Here is a 16,197-nt window from a genome sequence, read left to right as displayed (position 1 = left end):
TGTTCACCGCCCCCCGCTGACGGATGTGCTACCTTGCCGCAAATCGGTGCGGCGACAGCGGATCAGGGTGTGGTGCGGAAGAACAGCACGCGGTCGCCGTGCTCGGACAACGGCGTGTCGGCAGTGATCTGGCGCAGGCCGCAATCCGGCAGGTAGGTGAGGTTGGCGAAGGCCTTCGTGTTGCCGAAGGCCGCGCGCAGTTTGCTCTCCGTCGCCCGATCGGGGTTGTACAGGGCCAGCGTCTCGAAATCCAGTGGTGCGAGCGGTTTGTCGAGGGGAGCCTGGCCGGCCGGACGGCCGAGCGCGGCGTACTGGGTGGCCGCGCCGCGCTCGTACCAGCACAACTCGTAGGCCACGTCCTCGGTGACCGTGATCGCCGCGACGGGCCAGTCCTGGGACAGGCGCAGTGCCAGCGGATGTTTCGCCACCGGGGTGAGTTCCCAGTTCAGGCTCATGACCGTCACCCAGCCACCGTAGGGCTGGTCGATCAGCACGATGTCGTCGCCGAGGGTGGTGGAGGTGTTCAGCTTCGGCTCACGGATCTTCCACTTCGACTCGGGGGTACCGAGATAGCTGTCCCGGTCGAGGGGATAGGCGTCGTCGACCGCGTAGGCCGCGATGATCGCTGCGCGCACCTGGGCGATGGCGTCCCGTTCCGGCAGGTAGACGCTGAGCGCGCCGAAGGTGGAACCGATCTGCACCGGCGTCGACGGCTGGTCCTGCTCGGTGCCCGGCGCGAGCGGGCGCAGGCCCACCAAGGCGAGCTTCCAGTTGATCTCCTCGACGGTCGAGAGGTCGCCGGAGGATTTGAACATGATCTGCTGCTGGGTGAGCCGTCCGGCTCCCTCCAGGGTGCGGCAACCCAATTCGACCAGGGCCCGGTGCGACTTGGGGGTGAGGTCCAGGTCCTGGATGCCGCAGGCGCGCAGCCGGATCGACATGCTGGTGGAGGTGAACGCGGCGTACCGCTCCCGGTACATCGCGATGGCCTGCTTGCGCGACCGGCCGACCATGAGCGTGCGCAGCAGCGTGCTCAAACTGGCCAGGTACTTGCCGGACAGCTCCGGGTTCGCCGCGGCCAAGGCGGCGCGGATGCGGGCCGCCTCCTCGGTCGCGGCCACGGCGGCGTCCTGGTCCAGCCTGCCCAGCCAGACACCGCACTTGGACAGGCCGTCGGCGCACGGGCCCGCGACCTCGGGATGCTCGCGCGCCACCTGCCGGTAGACGTCGCAGGCGCGCCGGATCGTCGTGGTGGCCAGTTCCCTGCGGCCGCTGTGCCGCGCCGCCTGTTCGAAGGAGCGCAGCGCGTCGTTCAACTCCCCGGCGAGGCGGGCGGTGAGCACTTGCCCCCTGGACAGCAGGCGCAGGCGGATCGCCACCGCCTCTTCGGCGGGCGCCAGCGCTTCGCGCGTGCGGTCGCGCGTCGAGCCGTTGTTCTTGGTGGCGATCAGCCCCTTGGCGAGTTCGCCGAGCGAGGTGGCCAAGCGCAATTCGGATTCGACCGTCCGGTCGAGGGCCGCATACCGATCCGCCGCGATCTGACGCTCCATCGCGTCCAGATCCATCGCGCTCCTCGTTTCCAGCATGATCCTCCGCCAACGCGCGGCAACCGCGCAACACAATCTTCTGCGCACCGAGTTTGTCACGGTTGCCGCCCGCGCGCACCTGTATCCCGCCAGGCAGACCGGGTTGTCCGGCGTGCGGTGACCCAGGCGGCCGTCACCGCATCGGCGGAAGGCATGATCGACGGTTGTGCGAGCCCTTCTACAGCGCGTGAGTTCGGCCCGGGTAACCGTCGACGAGCAGGTCGTCGGCCGGATCGACCCGGCTGCCGACGGCCTCCCGCACGGCCTGGTCGCCCTGGTCGGCGTCACGCACTCCGACACCGAGGCGACCGCGCGGGGATTGGCCGACAAGGTGTGGCGGCTGCGCATCCTCGACGGGGAGCGCTCGGCGGCGGATCTGGGCGCGCCGATTCTGGTGGTCAGCCAGTTCACGCTGTACGCGGACACCAAGAAGGGCAGGCGTCCGTCCTGGTCGGCGGCCGCGCCCGGCGCTGTCGCCGAACCCCTCGTCGAGCACTTCGCGCAGGCATTGCGCGAACTCGGCGCAACCGTGGCGACCGGGCGGTTCGGCGCGCACATGCGCATCGAGCTGGTGAACGACGGTCCGGTCACCGTGCTGCTGGAGCTGTGAGTCGCCGTCCTGCCCCGAAAATCGGGGGCGCCGAGCACATCTGACGGGCTCGCACCTGCTGGACCTGGGTGCGGAGCCTACCCGCAAACATCGAGGAATTTGCCGTTCATATTGGCGTCACTGGGGATTAGTCATCCGGTGTTACCGTGGGTGGGAAGGACTCGAGGGTGGAGGAGCGGACGCGATGGCGGACAATGTCGAATTCGACGAGCATCTGTTCCGCAAGGCGGCCCAGAAGACGGGGCACGTCGAGGACCGGATCAACGGCATCATCGACAGATTGAGCGCGTCGATCGCCGCGCGCGGAAACTGCTGGGGCAACGATACTATCGGCCGCAACTTCGCCAACGGCCCCGACGGCTCCGGCGGTTACACCACGACCAGGGACAACCTGATCAAGGGCGCCCGCAACGTGGCCGGCACCTTCCAGAACTTCAGCGAAGGACAGACGAAGACCGCGAATCTGCTGCGCGACATGGAGCACGGCAACCGCGACGGTATCCGCTGATCCCGGGGGTGCACCGACCGATGACGAACGAGCAAGCCAAAGCGGAGCTGGCCGACATCCTCGACGGCGTCCAGGAACAGATGCGGATCATCGCGCGGTTGCAGCAGGAGCGCGCGGAATTGACCGGCCGCGCCACGGTGCGCGGCAAGCGGGTGACGGTCGTCGTGAATGCCGACAACACGGTCATCGACACCCAGTTCGGGCCGAATATCGAAGATCTCAGCCACGCCGAGATCGCCAAGGCCGTCACCGAGGCCGCGCAGCAGGCCAGTGCCGATGTGGCCCGGAAGACGCGAGAGCTGATGGCTCCCTTGGATACTCATCGTGCGCGCATGCCGAAGCTGTCCGACCTGGTGGAGGGCATGCCCGACCTGCGCGCGCCGGAACCCGTCCCGGCCCCGACGACGCCGCCGAACGCGCGGGAGCGCAGGGAGTTCTCCGACGGCAGCGGCATGCGCTTCACCGAGACCGTAGAGCGCGATCGTGGTGGATCGGTCACCGATTCCAGCTGGTGAGCTCGGTGGCCGCACCGGGCCGTCGAGGTAGCCGCCCATGGCCATCGAGCTGCCCGCCGCGCTGAAATACCTCGAGCCGATCGTCGGCATGGAGTGGCCCGAGGGCAACGAAGACCAGATGTGGGGCCTGGGTGGGGACTGGCGAACCGCCGCCGAGGAGTTGCGTTCGGTCATCCCCGACATCGTGGCGGCCAAAAGCGCGTCGACGACCGCATATCCCTCCGGCGACGGCTACGAGGAGATGGTCAAGGCCTTCGACAGCTTCCTGACGTTCAGCGGCGGCAACCCGCAGGACGACCAGACGCTGTCGAAACTGGCCGATTACTTCAAGGAAATCGGCGACTCCGCATACGACGTCGGTACCGAGATCGAGTACGGCAAGCTGATGTACTGGTCGTCGCTGGCGTTGCTGGCGGCGGAACTGGCGGCGTCGTTCGCGTCCGGTCCCTTCAAGCCCGCGGTGGATGCGGCGGCGATCGCGGCCACCCGGATCGCGGTCCGCATCATCGGCCAGCGGTTGGTGCAGGCGGTGATCCAGCGGGTGGGGCGGATCGTGGCCAACCGGTTCGTGAGTTTCGTGCTCCGGCACGTCGCAATCGACACGATCCTCGGCACCATGCAGGAACTCGGGGTGCAGGCCTATCAGGTCGGGCAGGGGCACCGCAAGAACATCAATGTCGAGCAGGTCGTCGTCACCGCTGTGAGTTCCGCGGTCGGCGGCGCCGCGGCGGGACCGCTCGGCGAGAAGCTCGGCCACGCGCTGACTCGGCGGTTCGGTCCGGACTTCAATCCGTTCCTGCACGGCGCGATCACCGGGACCACGGCGGGTTTGGCCGGCGCGGGTGCGGGCTTCCTCGGTGCGACCGCCACGCAGTTCGGCTTCGACGTGGCGACGGACGGGTTGGACAAGGCGCTGCAGAACCTGGGGAACACCCCGGTCGACTGGCGCATGTTCACCGCGGGCGCGTCCAACGGTGCGATGACCAGTGCAGCGAAGGTCGGTTCCGCGCATATGTGGAACAAGGTGATGCCGACCACGATGAGCCGTCCCGATCTGGGGACTCGGCTGAACAATCTCTTCGCCGACGTGGGCGGGCCGCGGGTGGGCTACCGGCCCGATGGCGCGGCCACGCCCGGCGCGGGGGACGGCAGTCTGGCTCCCGGCGCGTCGAATACCTCCGGGACGAACGGTGCTCCGCGCGCCGGGATGCCCGCGGCCGGGAACGGCAATGTCGCCGGGGGTACGGATACTGCGCGCGTCACCGGCGCGTCCGGGGATCGGGGATCGGGCGCGGCATCCGATGGGGCGGGGGCGAATGGCAACGAGGCTGGGCGGAATGGTGAGGCCGGCGCTACGGCACAGAACGGGGAGCGGGGGTCGTCGGGGGAGCGGAGTGGGTCGGGTGAGCAGTCTTCGTCGGGGGAGCGCACGTCGTCGGGTGAGCAGGCTGTGTCCGGTGAGCGGAGTGCCTCGGGTGAGCAGTCTGCGTCGGGTGAACATTCCGCGCCGGGGGAGCGCACGTCGTCCGGTGAGCAGTCTGCGTCGGGTGAGCGAAGTGCGGCGGGCGAGCAGACCACGCCGGGAGAACGGTCCACGTCCGGCGAGCGGTCGGCGTCCGACGCCGGCGCAGGGCTCGCCGACGAAGGACGGCAGGACCGCGGCGCGGAAGCAGGCCGGTCGGAAGAGCCGAATATTGCTGCGGCGCAGCATGATAGGGCTGGCGACCCGAGTGTCACGCAGCGCGGCGCGGTCGACGGCGGGCAGAATCCGGAGACGCGGTCGGTCTCGGATACTCCGCCGACGGGCACGACACCCGTCGCGGGCGTTCCGCTCACCGGCCCGGCGGCGACGCCGCACACCGGGCCTAGTATCGCCGGCGCGCCGCCGTCCAGCGGTGTCGCGCAGGGCGCCACGCCTGCGTCGCCTGCTTCGCCGGGAGCGAGCGACGCGCGGCCTGTGCCGTCCGCCGATTCCCGCACCCCGGCCGCCACGTCCGAGAACAGGGCGGTGGCCGACCGGGGCCGGGCCGGTGTAGCCGATCGCGCAGCGGGTTCCGGCCGCGACGAGGCCGGAGTACGAGCGGGCAAGACCGACTCGGAAGCGCCGCGAGCCGAATCCAGGCGGGAGGCCGGTGCGACCCGCCAGGTCGGGGAGACCCGCCAGGACGGCGAGGCGCGCCCGGCGGGCGAGGCGCGCCGAGCAAGTGCGGACCGGCCGGAGGGCCGCGATACCACGGAATCCGAGGACGGCAGGCGCGACGCCGCGCAGCCGGTCGTGCTGCCGCTCGCCGGTGACGTGGGTGAGGCCAGGCCGGTGCGCCGCGCGGACACGGATGGCCCGGCTCGTCGCCCGGGCGGGGATACCGATGGCCCGGCTCGTCGCCGGGGTGCGGACACCGATGGGCCGGATCGCCGGGATACGGACGAAACCACGCGCGACGATCCCGAATCCGATGCGCAGGCAGATCATCCGAAGAATCGCGGGGAGTGCGCCCGGCTCTCCTTGGCCGAGCTGCGGGAGGCCACCGGGAGCGACACCATCCGGCCGCCGGACGAACCGGTCGGCGAGCGCGGCATGTCCCTGCGCGAAATCGAGCAGGCCGCGGGCGGCCGTCTGTGGGACTACCCGGACGGCGGGCCGGACGAGTCCCGTCACCAGGGCATCGCCGACGAATTGCTGCGGATGGCCGCGGGGATGGATCCGCGCGATGTCGCCGAAGGCCGTGGACCGCGCGCCCTCGTGGTGGACGAATACGCCGGCCCGGTCGACGAGCACGGGGTCGGCGCCCACGCCTACACCTTGACCGTGCGGATGCATCCGGACACCGGCGAGTTCCGTATCGAGGTGTCCGATCCGGGAGCGGACAGCCGCAAGGGATTCCCGCCCGACGTGCCCGCGGACCTGCGCTCGGTGTCGGCGATCCTGTTCGACGGCCAAGGAAAGGCGGTGTCGCCGAGCGGATCCGACCCGCGCGTGCGACCGGCCGACGAGCGTCCGATCTATGGTCCCGACGGCGAGATCGCCGGTCGGCGCGGCGACGAGACGCCCGAGCAGTTCCGCGCACGGCTACGGGCCGAGATGGCGGACATGCACGCCAGGCGGGCCGCCGAGCAGGCGCGACAGCTGCGCGACCTGGTGGACCGCGTCGATCCGGCGGATCTGCCCGAAGGGGTGACAAAACGACAGCTGCGGATCAAGGCTTCGCAGGCGGAATGGCATGCCCGCGAGTTCCGCAAGAACGCCGACACCTGGTGGCGAGTGGCCGGAGGACGCCCGGCGGACGATGCCCCGATACCGCCGCGTTCGCCGTCGGATCCGGCTCCGAACCCGACGCGCTCCCGCGACGACGCGGATCCACTCGATCCGGCCACGGACCCGGCGCGTTCGCGCGACGACGCGAGTTCGCTTGACCCGGCGCGGTCACGCAACGACCCGGATCTTCCTGGTCCGGAGCGTGTTCCGCTCGGCGACCGTGAGCCGAGCGCTGTGGACGAAGTGAATCGGCCGCGTGACGCCGACAATGCGGAAACCCGTGGCCGGAAGGTCCCGCCGCTGGGCGACCGTGAGCGGAGCGCGGCGGATGAAGGGAATCGGCCGCGTGACACCGACGGCGCGTCAGAACCGGGCGACCGGAGGGGCGCGCTGCTGGACGGTGCCGATACGGTCCCGGCGCGGTCACGCAGCGATTCGGATACCACTGAACCGGAACGTGTTCCGCTGGGCGACCGTGTCTCGAGCGCGGCGGATGAAGGGAATCGGCCCTCGGATTCGGCGACTCGGCCGCGTGACGCCGACGGCGCGCAGGCACCGGATGACCGGAAGGTCACGCCGCTGCACGACGGCGACGACGCGCGGCCCGCACGCGACCGCCTCCCGGCCCTCGACGAGACGCCCGACTTCCTCGGGGAATCCGATGACGCCGAGCACCGCTCGGAACACGGTGACGACGATGTCCCCACCGGCATGTTCCGCGACGCCGACGGGCTGTTGCACAAGTTCGGTGATCGGCCGGACTCCTATCGCGATCGGGACGGCACGTGGCATCACCAGGACGACGACCCTGGCACCTACCGCGACGACAGCTTCCGGTTGCGCGACGAACTGAACAATGAATACGTCACCGACCATCTGACGAGCAGGCCCTACCGGTTCCTGGCCGATCCCGGCGACAAGCAGCCCTACACCGTGGTCGACGAAGCGATCGCGGCCCAGATCGCGAAGACGGTCACCGAGCGGGCTGCGCTGGAGACGCGGCGCAACACGGCCAATGACGCGGTCAAGCGGCGCATGGCGGAATTCAAGATCAAGAAGATCAGCGATCTGGCCGAGGATAAGCTTGCCGCGCGCGTGGAGAAACTCGAGATCGAGATCTTGGAGTCCGACCTCTCCGACGAGCAGAAGCGGGCGAAACTCGATCGTCTCGGCGAGTTGGAGCGCAACGCCGCGGAGTTCAACCGGCTGGGCCCGCTGCTGGTGAACGCGTCGAAGACGCTCGGTGAACTGGGCGGCAGAGCGTTCGCGCTCGACGGAGACAAGTATCCGGGCGCGGTGCTGCTGTCGCCGTTCGAGGGTGCGATCGATGGCGCCGATACCGTCGACATAGCTGTGCTGGTCCCCGGTGTCGACGGTGGGCCGCCGAAGCTGGTGGTGATCGAGGCCAAGGGTGTCCACCGGCACCTCGGCGGCTCCAAAGCGGTTGAAGCGCAACAAGGTTCGCCGGAGTATCTGCGCCGCACGGCCGCGATCGACAAGAACCTGCGGCGGATTCTGACCGAAACGCCCGAGGAGATGGCGGCGCGCGGCGTCGATCCGGACAGCCCCGGTGGGCGGGCGCTGTCGCGGGCGCGTGACCAACTGCTGGAAGCGCACCGGAACGGGACGCTGGCGGTCGAATACCACCTGGTGCACGCCACCAAGGACGGCGTCGTCACCTCGCGCGAGTTCAACCTCCATCGCGACGGCGTGCTGGTGCGGATCGACGTCATCGGCGGTATCGAATCGCCCGCGCTGGTGGGTGGACCGGGCCGGCCGCCGTACGCGGACACTCCTGCTCGCGATGCCGACACCCCGGCGCGGGACGCCGACGATTCGTCACCTCCGCCCCCGGACAGTGACGCGGCGGCCACCCGCGATGCGGAACTGCTCGGCGTTCCGGGCGAGGACGAATGGTCGCACCTGAGTCCGGAGGAGGTCGGCGAGCGGCTGCGCGAGCACCTGCGCGGCGCGATGGACAATCCCGGCTTCGAAGTCTTCGGATTCGGCCTCGACGGTCTCAACCCCGAGGTGGTGCGGGAATACGCCAGGGCGATGGTCGATCTGGTCGAGCGGTTCCCGGCCGCCGACCTGCACAGCATCGGTATCGGCGGGCTGCCGCCCGAGGTGATCGGCATGGCGCAGCCCCGGCTGGACGCTTCCGGGCGCATGGTCACCGAGTCGATCGTCCTCAGTTACGACCATGCGACCGGGGCGCAGACGTTCCGGGATCGACTGCGGATCGGTGTGGACAACGGCCGGTTCTCCCCGGACGTGCTGCGCCGTCCGGTCCGGGCCGTCGTCGCGCACGAATACGGGCACGCGCTCGACCATGCCAGCCAGCAGAGCGCGCGCCATCGCGCCGAGGAATACCTCTACGAGCGTTATCTCGATGACGACACCCGCAGCCCGGAACTCGGTTTCGAAGACTGGCTGCACCAGCTCAGCGGCCACAGTTTCGACCGCGACGGCAACCTGCGGCCGGAAGAAGCGCTGCCGGAAGCGTTCGCCGATCACGTGCTCCGCGGCGACGACGACCCGGTCAGCGCCCCCGCCAGAGCGCTGCACGACCTGCTGACCCGATCGGCCGCCGAGCCGCCGGAGAACAGCGACGCGCCGCTCTCGCTCGAGGCCGACCACATCGATCTTCCGGACGACGGTTCGGAGGCGGAGACCGCCGGTGCGCAACGACCTCCCCCCGGTGGGCCTGAGCCGGGCGACCGGAAAGTCGCGCCGTTGGGCCGCGACGATCCGGCGAACCAGGAGGCGACACCTCCGCGGACGGAAGCCGCCGATGGCGGGTCGGGCAAGCCGCCCGCCGACCCGCCTGCCCGATTGCCGGACGAACCCGATGACGGCGCGCGCAACCGCCGCGAGGAATCGGCACGAGATGAGCCCTACCAGAGGCAGGTGTGGCCGCCGGCCGAGCAGGGAGACGCCAGCCCCGACCGGCCCGATGGCGATGAGCCGTCGCCCGGAGGCGCGCAGCCGGACGATCTCGCCGCGGCCACGGCATGGGCGAACCGCGAGTACGACCGGATGCTGGGCGAACGGCACCGGCTCACCCGCGAGATGGAGTTCTGGCAGGCCAAACGCGACGACCGGGCCACCAGGTCGATGGCGGTCGGCGATCCCGAGCGTGCGCTCGGCTCCCGCGAATCGCTGGCCGAGACGATGCGGCGGCTGGACGAGGCCGCCACCCGCAGGACCATCGATATCGCGCCGCTGGGCGAGGACGCGGGCGGGCAGGTCAGCGAACAGCGCTCGGCCGCCGATCGCATGCGGCGGTTGCGGGACCTGAACAAGCTGGAAGAAGCCGCCCAGCACGTCATCCGGTTGCGTGAGCGGATCGCGGTGCTGGACAGCGGTCTGCGGGAATTGGTCCGGGACGGCGCGGTCGAGGGCAGGCCGCTGCTGGCGGATGCCCTTGCGGAACAACACCGATCGGCCGCCGAGCGCGCCCGCGAGCTGGTGCGGATCAAACCGCGCCGCGCCATGCGCGACGATCTGGCGCAGCGGCTCGGCCTCGTGGACCAGCACGGCCTGGTCGACGAGGCCGCCCTGAGTCCGGATCGGTTGGCGGACACGATCGAGCGGCTCTCGTCCGAGCATCCCGACCGGTCCGACCAGGTCGGCATGCTCGGCGAGGTGGCAGGCGAGGTCAACGACGCGCACAATCGGATCGGCCGGATCCAGGACCGGATGGCGCAGGTCGCGGGCGCCGGACGCCGGGACATCGAAGCCGCGGGCGGGCGGATGGAGACCGACCGGGTCGGGATGATCGATGGTGAGCCGCCCCGGATCGTCGTCTACGGTCCGCGGGAACCGCTGACGCCCGCGAACGGCATGACCGACCACGACCTCGCGCTCCAGCATGCCGCGCACACCTCCGAAGCCGTGGTGCGGGCGATGATGCGCCCGGATGTCACGGTGGAGTACCGCAGAATCACCTCCAACCGTGAGGGCGACTGGACGATCGATGACCTGCCCGGCCCGCAGGTGCGTCACCTCGGTGGCCGCTTCGGAGCGCGGGAAGGGGCGACGCCGCGGCGCGGCTTGGACGTGGCGATGTGGCGCGCCGCCAACGGCGAGTGGCAGCAAGTCGATCCGTCCCGGCCGGATTGGCGGCAGAACCGGCGCGGTGTGGCCGAGCACGATTTCAAGAGCCGTGACCTGCCGGAAGGCGTCAGCAGCTGGGCGGTGGACCAGATCCAGGCGACGGTGCACGACTGGCTCGCCGACCCGCCGCCGCCGGAACCCACGATGCGCGACCCGCACAGTCCGCCGCCGCAGGCGCCGATGAACGAAGACATGCTGCCGCACATCCCCGGTGGCGGGTCACCGATCAACCCCGGCGACATCCCCACCTACCAAATGCCGTTCTCCGGGGCGATTTCCGCCACGATGCGCGTGATCATCGAGACGGCGAAGCTGTCGGGCTTCACCTGGTTCGCCGATCGCGACAACCCGGGCAGGATCCGGCCGGGATTCAAAGGCCACCCGTGGTTCCGCGCACCGAAGTCCGAGCACCAGCCCTTCGTCCGTCCCGCCGAACCGGACGACGTCACCGACGACCGCGAGGCCCCGGAGCAGTTGCGCGATCGCGCACGGCAGCGGCGGGCGGACTGGGCGCGCGTCCAGAGTTGGACGGACGAGCAGTATCGGCGTTTCCTCGACGACGCCGATGACGTCGACCGGATCGCCGAGCGGGTGCGCGAGCAGCATCGGCGGGAGCGCGACGAGGCCGCGCAGGAGGTCATCGATGTGCTGCGCCGCCGGGTGCTGCCCCATGCCGCGATCGACCCGACCGGCGACCCGGACGCCCAGCTGACCCGGCTGCTCGGCGCCGTCGACGCGGCGAACGCGCTGCTGGACCGGCATTTCGATGGTTCGCTCGACGTCGAGCAGCGCCGGCGCGTCCTCGGCGAGGTCCTCGACCTGATGGTGCGTGGTACGGATTCCGATGCACTGCGTGCCGCCCTGCACGACCATATGCGCCGCACCCGCACCCCGGATCTCACCGCGGAGGATGTGCGGCAGATCAAGAAGCTGCTGATGGAAGACGAGCTGTTGATGCTCGACCCGGACAGCGGGCAGCTCGAATGGCGGCAACTGGATCGGCTGGCCCACGTCGCCGAGGCGTGGGATCGGCTTGCGAACGGCGATCCCTTGGCCGAGGACTTCCGGCTCGTCACCGACGCGCGGGCGTGGTCGGAGCTGGCGCGCAGGTTCCGCGAGGAGAGCGACTACAACGTCACCTGGCACGAGATCTACGAGGCCGTGCAGCGGCTCGAGGGTCCGCATTGGGACGATCGGCGGCCTCCGCTGTCGGATTGGCGCGCCGACATCCCGTACACACCGCCGTTGCCCGCCCACTTGGCCGACGGGCCGCGGTCGCCGGAAGAATTTGCGGCACAACGCTCTTCGGATGGCAAGCCGATGCGCGATCCGGTGCTGGAGGGGATGCTCACGGAGCTGGAGGCGACCGTTGAGCGGATGCGCCGAATGGACGCGGAGTGGGAAGCGGCTTCCGATCAGGAGACCGACGGACCGGAGAACAGCGGCTCTCGACGTGATCCAGATGTGGACTCGGTGACGCGAGATCCCGAACTGGATCGCATGCTCGCGCGGCTGGAGGCCACGGTCGAGCGTATGCGTCAGCGGGACGCGGAGTGGAGGGCCGCCCTCGATTCGACGCCGGAGGCGGAATCGGAGCAACCGGAAGGCGCTGCGTCCCGGCATGTCTCGGACGAGCCGGTGCGGCGGGACCCGGTGCTGGAGGGAATGCTCACGGAGTTGGAGGCCACCGTCGAGCGGATGCGCCGGATGGACGCGGAGTGGGAGGCCGCGTCCGAGCGTGTGGCGGAATCGCCGGATGAGCCCGGTTCACAACGTGCGCGCGGCGAGGAGCCGCCACCGCGGGATGCCGTGCTGGACGGGATGCTCGAAAAGCTCGAGGCGACCGTCGAGCGGATGCGCCGGATGGACGCGGAGTGGGAGGCGGCGGAGGCTGCGCGGGACCGGGAGCGTAGTGCCGATGAGCCGGGGGAGGACGGCCCCGAAGCCGCGGGTGGGGTGCGGCCGAGCGGGCCTCCGTCCGAGCCGCCGTCGACGCCCGCGCGGTCGGCAGAGGAACCGAGCGCGCCGGATGAAGCGCGGCGTCCGGATGGTTCCGAGCCGGGCGGGCGGATCGATGAGCGTGCCGACGCCGGCGACTCGCTCGGTCGCGATGGCGACGTTCTCTTCGAGGGCGATCTGCCGGAGGACGGGACGCCGTTGTATCGCGGCATTCCCCGCTTGCTGCCCGACGGATCGGTGAATCCGTCCTATCGGCAGGCGGTTTCGGGACGCGCGGTGCCGCGCGGGACCGTGGACCTGTCCGCCGAAGAGCACATCTCCCAGCGGCGAGCCGCCGAGAGCGACACCACGTCGTGGTCGCGCACGCGCAGTGCGGCCGAGGCGTTCACCAACGGCGACGGGGTGATCCTGGAATGGCGCACCGGGGCGCCGCCGGAGGGCGCGTCCTGGAAGTTCAAGCCGATCTTCGATCTGCCGGACCAGTTCTCCCAGGTGCTCATCCAGGGCACGCTGCCCGACGCGCGCGCGACCAGGTTCATCGCGGCCGACGCGCATCCCCAGCCCGCCGTGCGGGACAACCAGCAGCGGTTGGGCGACGGCAAACCGGATGGGGATACGGCGGCGCAGCTGCGCGACGACGAACCGCCCGGCGCACCGGCTCCGGATCCCGGCAACGACGAGAACGCCGCGCGGCCCGATGATTCCGATGCGACGCTGCTCGGTGCGCCGACCGATGACGAGTGGTCGCCGCTGAGCCCGCCGGAGGTCGGCGAGAAGCTGCGCGACGACCTGCGCCGGATGACCGACAACCCACGGTTGGAGGTGTTCGGCTTCGACCGCGACGGTCTGAGCCCGGAGGCGGTACGCGAGATCGCCCGCGCGCTGGTCGATCTGCACGCCCGCTTCCCCCAGGTCGACATCCGCCGCATCGGGATCGGCGACTTGCCGGACAAGGCGATCGCGGAGGCGCGTTCCGGCTACGCGGACGGCCGCTTCCACACCGAGTCCATCACGGTGAGCCCGAAATACGTCGCGAGCGCACGGGAGCTGCGCCGGACGATGACCGACCGGGTCGGCGACGGACTGTACGACCGGGCCGTCCTGCGGCGGCCCGCGTACTCGATCGCCGTCCACGAGTTCGGGCACGCGCTGGAATTCGCGGGAGACAACGCCGCCAGAGCCGGGGCCGAGGACCAGCTGCTCTACCACTATCTGGACAACCATCCGGCCGACCGGACGATGGATGGCTTCATGGACTGGCTGCGCGCCCACCTCAGCGGCTACAGCCTGACCGCACAGGGCATCGAATCGTCGGAGGCGCTGGCCGAAGCGCTGGTCCAAGTGGTGGCCAACGGCCGCGACAACGTGCCCGAGCCGGTGCGGATGCTGTACGACCGGTTGGTCGAGGCGGTCGAAGGCGATGCGAAGCTGCTCGGCGCGCCGTTCGACGACGAGTGGTCGCGGCTGGGTCCGGCGGAGGTCGGGCGGAAGCTGCGCGACACCGTGCGGCGGATCACCGGCGATGCCGAGTTCGAGGTGACGGGCTTCGACCGTCCCGGCCTCAACGGCGAGGTGCTGCGGGAATACGCCCGGTCGATGGTCGAGATGTTCGAGCGGTACCCGCAGGCGAGTTTGCGCCGGATCGTCGTCGGTGACCTGCCGCGCGGCGTCTTCGCCGAAACCGGGCAGCTGATCGACCGTCGCACCAGGAAGGTGCACGCGGACGATCTGCTGATCAACGCGCACTACGCCGCGAGCGCGACGGAATTCCGCGAAGCCGTCGAGCGGGGCGTCGAATCCGGGTGGCTGCATCCGTCCGCCACGCGCAGACCCGTCCACGCGATGGCGGTACACGAGTTCGGCCACATCCTCGACATCGCAGGCAGCGGCTTCGCCCGGCGCGAACTCGACGCCGCGCTGCTGAACCACTACTTGTCGAAACAGCTGGGTGAACCGACCACCGAGGGCTACCTGGCGTGGCTGAAGGACAACCTCAGCGGGTACAGCTTCGACAAGTCGGGACTGCTCGACCCGGCGGAGGCGCTGGCCGAGGCGTTCGCCGAAGTGGAGTCGCGTGGCCGTTTCCGGGTCGGCGAACCCGTGCGCGTGGCCTACGACCTGCTGCGCGAATCGGTCCACCGCGGTGGCCGCCGCGGATGGCTCGGGCGGTTCATGGACGGGCTGCGGCTGGAGCGGTTCATCTCGCGCGATGAAACGGCCGGGATCGAACGCGACGCGGTCGAAACCCATGAGCGGCACGCGGTCCGGGTGGAGGACCCGCAGGACGGCGGCGAACCCCTGCCGCCCGCCGACCTCGCCCTTCCGGCCACAACCGGTGGCGACGAGACCGGCGCGCGTGCTCTGGTTCGCCCGGACGGGGCGCAACCGGCCGGTTGGCATCATCGCCCGATCGATGTGGCCGCGGCGGAAGTACGGGAAGTGCTGGTGCGCAGCGAGATCGGCAGGCAAGCGCTCGCCCGGCTGCGCGATCTCGGCGCCGCCATCCGGTTCGAGGAACCCGGCGACGGCCCAGGGGAGCCGGACCGGTTCGACGGACGGACGATGGACGTGTTCATCGGCACCCGCGGGCGCGACCAGCTGGCCCAGGCGGCGGCGGTCGTCCGGGCGGCGGAGCTGGCCGGGGCCGTCGCCGAGGGCAGGCTCGAGGTGAGCCCGGCCCGCATCCGGGAGCTGGATCGGTCCGATCACGTCGCCGCGCGGGTGCGGGCCGAGGCCGAGGCGCTCGGCCGCCAAGCCGAATTCCACCGGGAGATGCGCGAGGCCGGTTACGACCCGTACGGCGGGCCGGTGCGCGACGTGGTCGATGCCGCGCAGCGCAGCGTGCTGGAATCGGCTTACCTGGACGCCTTCGACCGGGCCGGCGAGCCGGACGGCGCGGCGGTGGACGACCCGGCGCGCCGGGCGATCCGGGACGCGGAGGCGGCTCGGCTGACCGCGCGGCGGGACGCCGTGGCCGCGGCTGTCGACGCGGCACGCGTCCTGCGTGCGGAAGCGGCGCGCGGTCTGGCGGACGATGCGCAGCTGACCACGCGCGCCGCACTGGCCGACACGATGGAGCAGTTGCACGGCCGGACCGTCCGGGTCGATCAGGCCGGCGCCTGGCGGGACCGGTTGTCGGAGCTGGAGCGGGCGGCACTGCGGGTCATCGACCTCGAGGAGATGCTGAGCCGCGCCGGCACGGACCTGCGGCACGTGCTCGACCTCGATGCCACCGAACCGGATGCGAGCGCCGACCGCGAGCGACGGCGTGCGGCGGGCGTTGACGAGTTGCTGGCCGATCCGCGGTTCGACGCGCAGGAGGATCCGCGCGAGGGCGTGAGCGGACGGCACGAGGCCGGCGAGGAGTGGGACGCCGCGCACCGCTCGCGCACACCCGAGGGGACGGCGGAATACGCTCCCTCCGATCTCGCGACGGCCCGCGAACTGGCGCGGCTCCAGCGGGCGGACGCGGCGGCCGGGCGGGAACTCGTACGGATCGAAGCGGATTGGGATCGCGCGTTCCGGCGGCTGAAGGACGGTTTCAACCTTCCCGACGACGAGATCCCCGCCACCCGGCAGGAAATGTTCGACCTGGTCCGGGAACGGTCCGAGCGCATCGACATCTGGAACGGCACCAGTTATGTCCT

Annotated in this window: 5 protein-coding genes (1 of these 5 cut by a window edge); 4 read left to right on the top strand and 1 reads right to left on the bottom strand. The window is 70.6% G+C overall.

Going from position 1 to position 16,197, the window contains the following annotated elements; translation table 11 throughout:
* Positions 1–62: 62 nt before the first annotated feature.
* Positions 63–1,586 carry a hypothetical protein gene (locus tag ACH49X_RS23600; protein WP_323124515.1) on the bottom strand — a complete coding sequence of 508 codons (1,524 nt, stop codon included), beginning with the start codon at positions 1,584–1,586 and terminating at the stop codon, positions 63–65.
* 166 nt (positions 1,587–1,752) lie between these two features.
* Between ACH49X_RS23600 and dtd the strand changes: the two genes are divergently transcribed.
* From dtd to ACH49X_RS23580, 4 genes are all read left to right on the top strand, one after another.
* Positions 1,753–2,196 (top strand): D-aminoacyl-tRNA deacylase, encoded by a 444-nt coding sequence (gene dtd, locus ACH49X_RS23595; protein WP_195080389.1) that lies wholly within the window; start codon positions 1,753–1,755, stop codon positions 2,194–2,196.
* A 184-nt stretch (positions 2,197–2,380) separates the two neighbouring features.
* Complete coding sequence (locus ACH49X_RS23590; protein WP_195080390.1) at positions 2,381–2,704, top strand: hypothetical protein; 324 nt, start codon at positions 2,381–2,383, stop codon at positions 2,702–2,704.
* 20 nt (positions 2,705–2,724) lie between these two features.
* Positions 2,725–3,219, top strand: a complete 495-nt coding sequence (locus tag ACH49X_RS23585; RefSeq protein WP_195080391.1) for a YbaB/EbfC family nucleoid-associated protein — start codon at positions 2,725–2,727, stop codon at positions 3,217–3,219.
* A 37-nt stretch (positions 3,220–3,256) separates the two neighbouring features.
* Positions 3,257–16,197, top strand: partial view of a hypothetical protein gene (locus ACH49X_RS23580; protein ID WP_357207665.1) — the beginning only. 22,090 nt of this gene lie beyond the right edge of the window; the window shows 12,941 of its 35,031 coding nt (coding positions 1–12,941); its start codon is at positions 3,257–3,259; the stop codon falls past the right edge of the window.

Origin of the sequence: Nocardia sp. NPDC019323 (genome assembly GCF_044389845.1) — a bacterium.
Classification (GTDB): Bacteria; Actinomycetota; Actinomycetes; order Mycobacteriales; family Mycobacteriaceae; genus Nocardia; species Nocardia implantans.
This window is presented reverse-complemented; position numbering and strand designations above follow the sequence as displayed.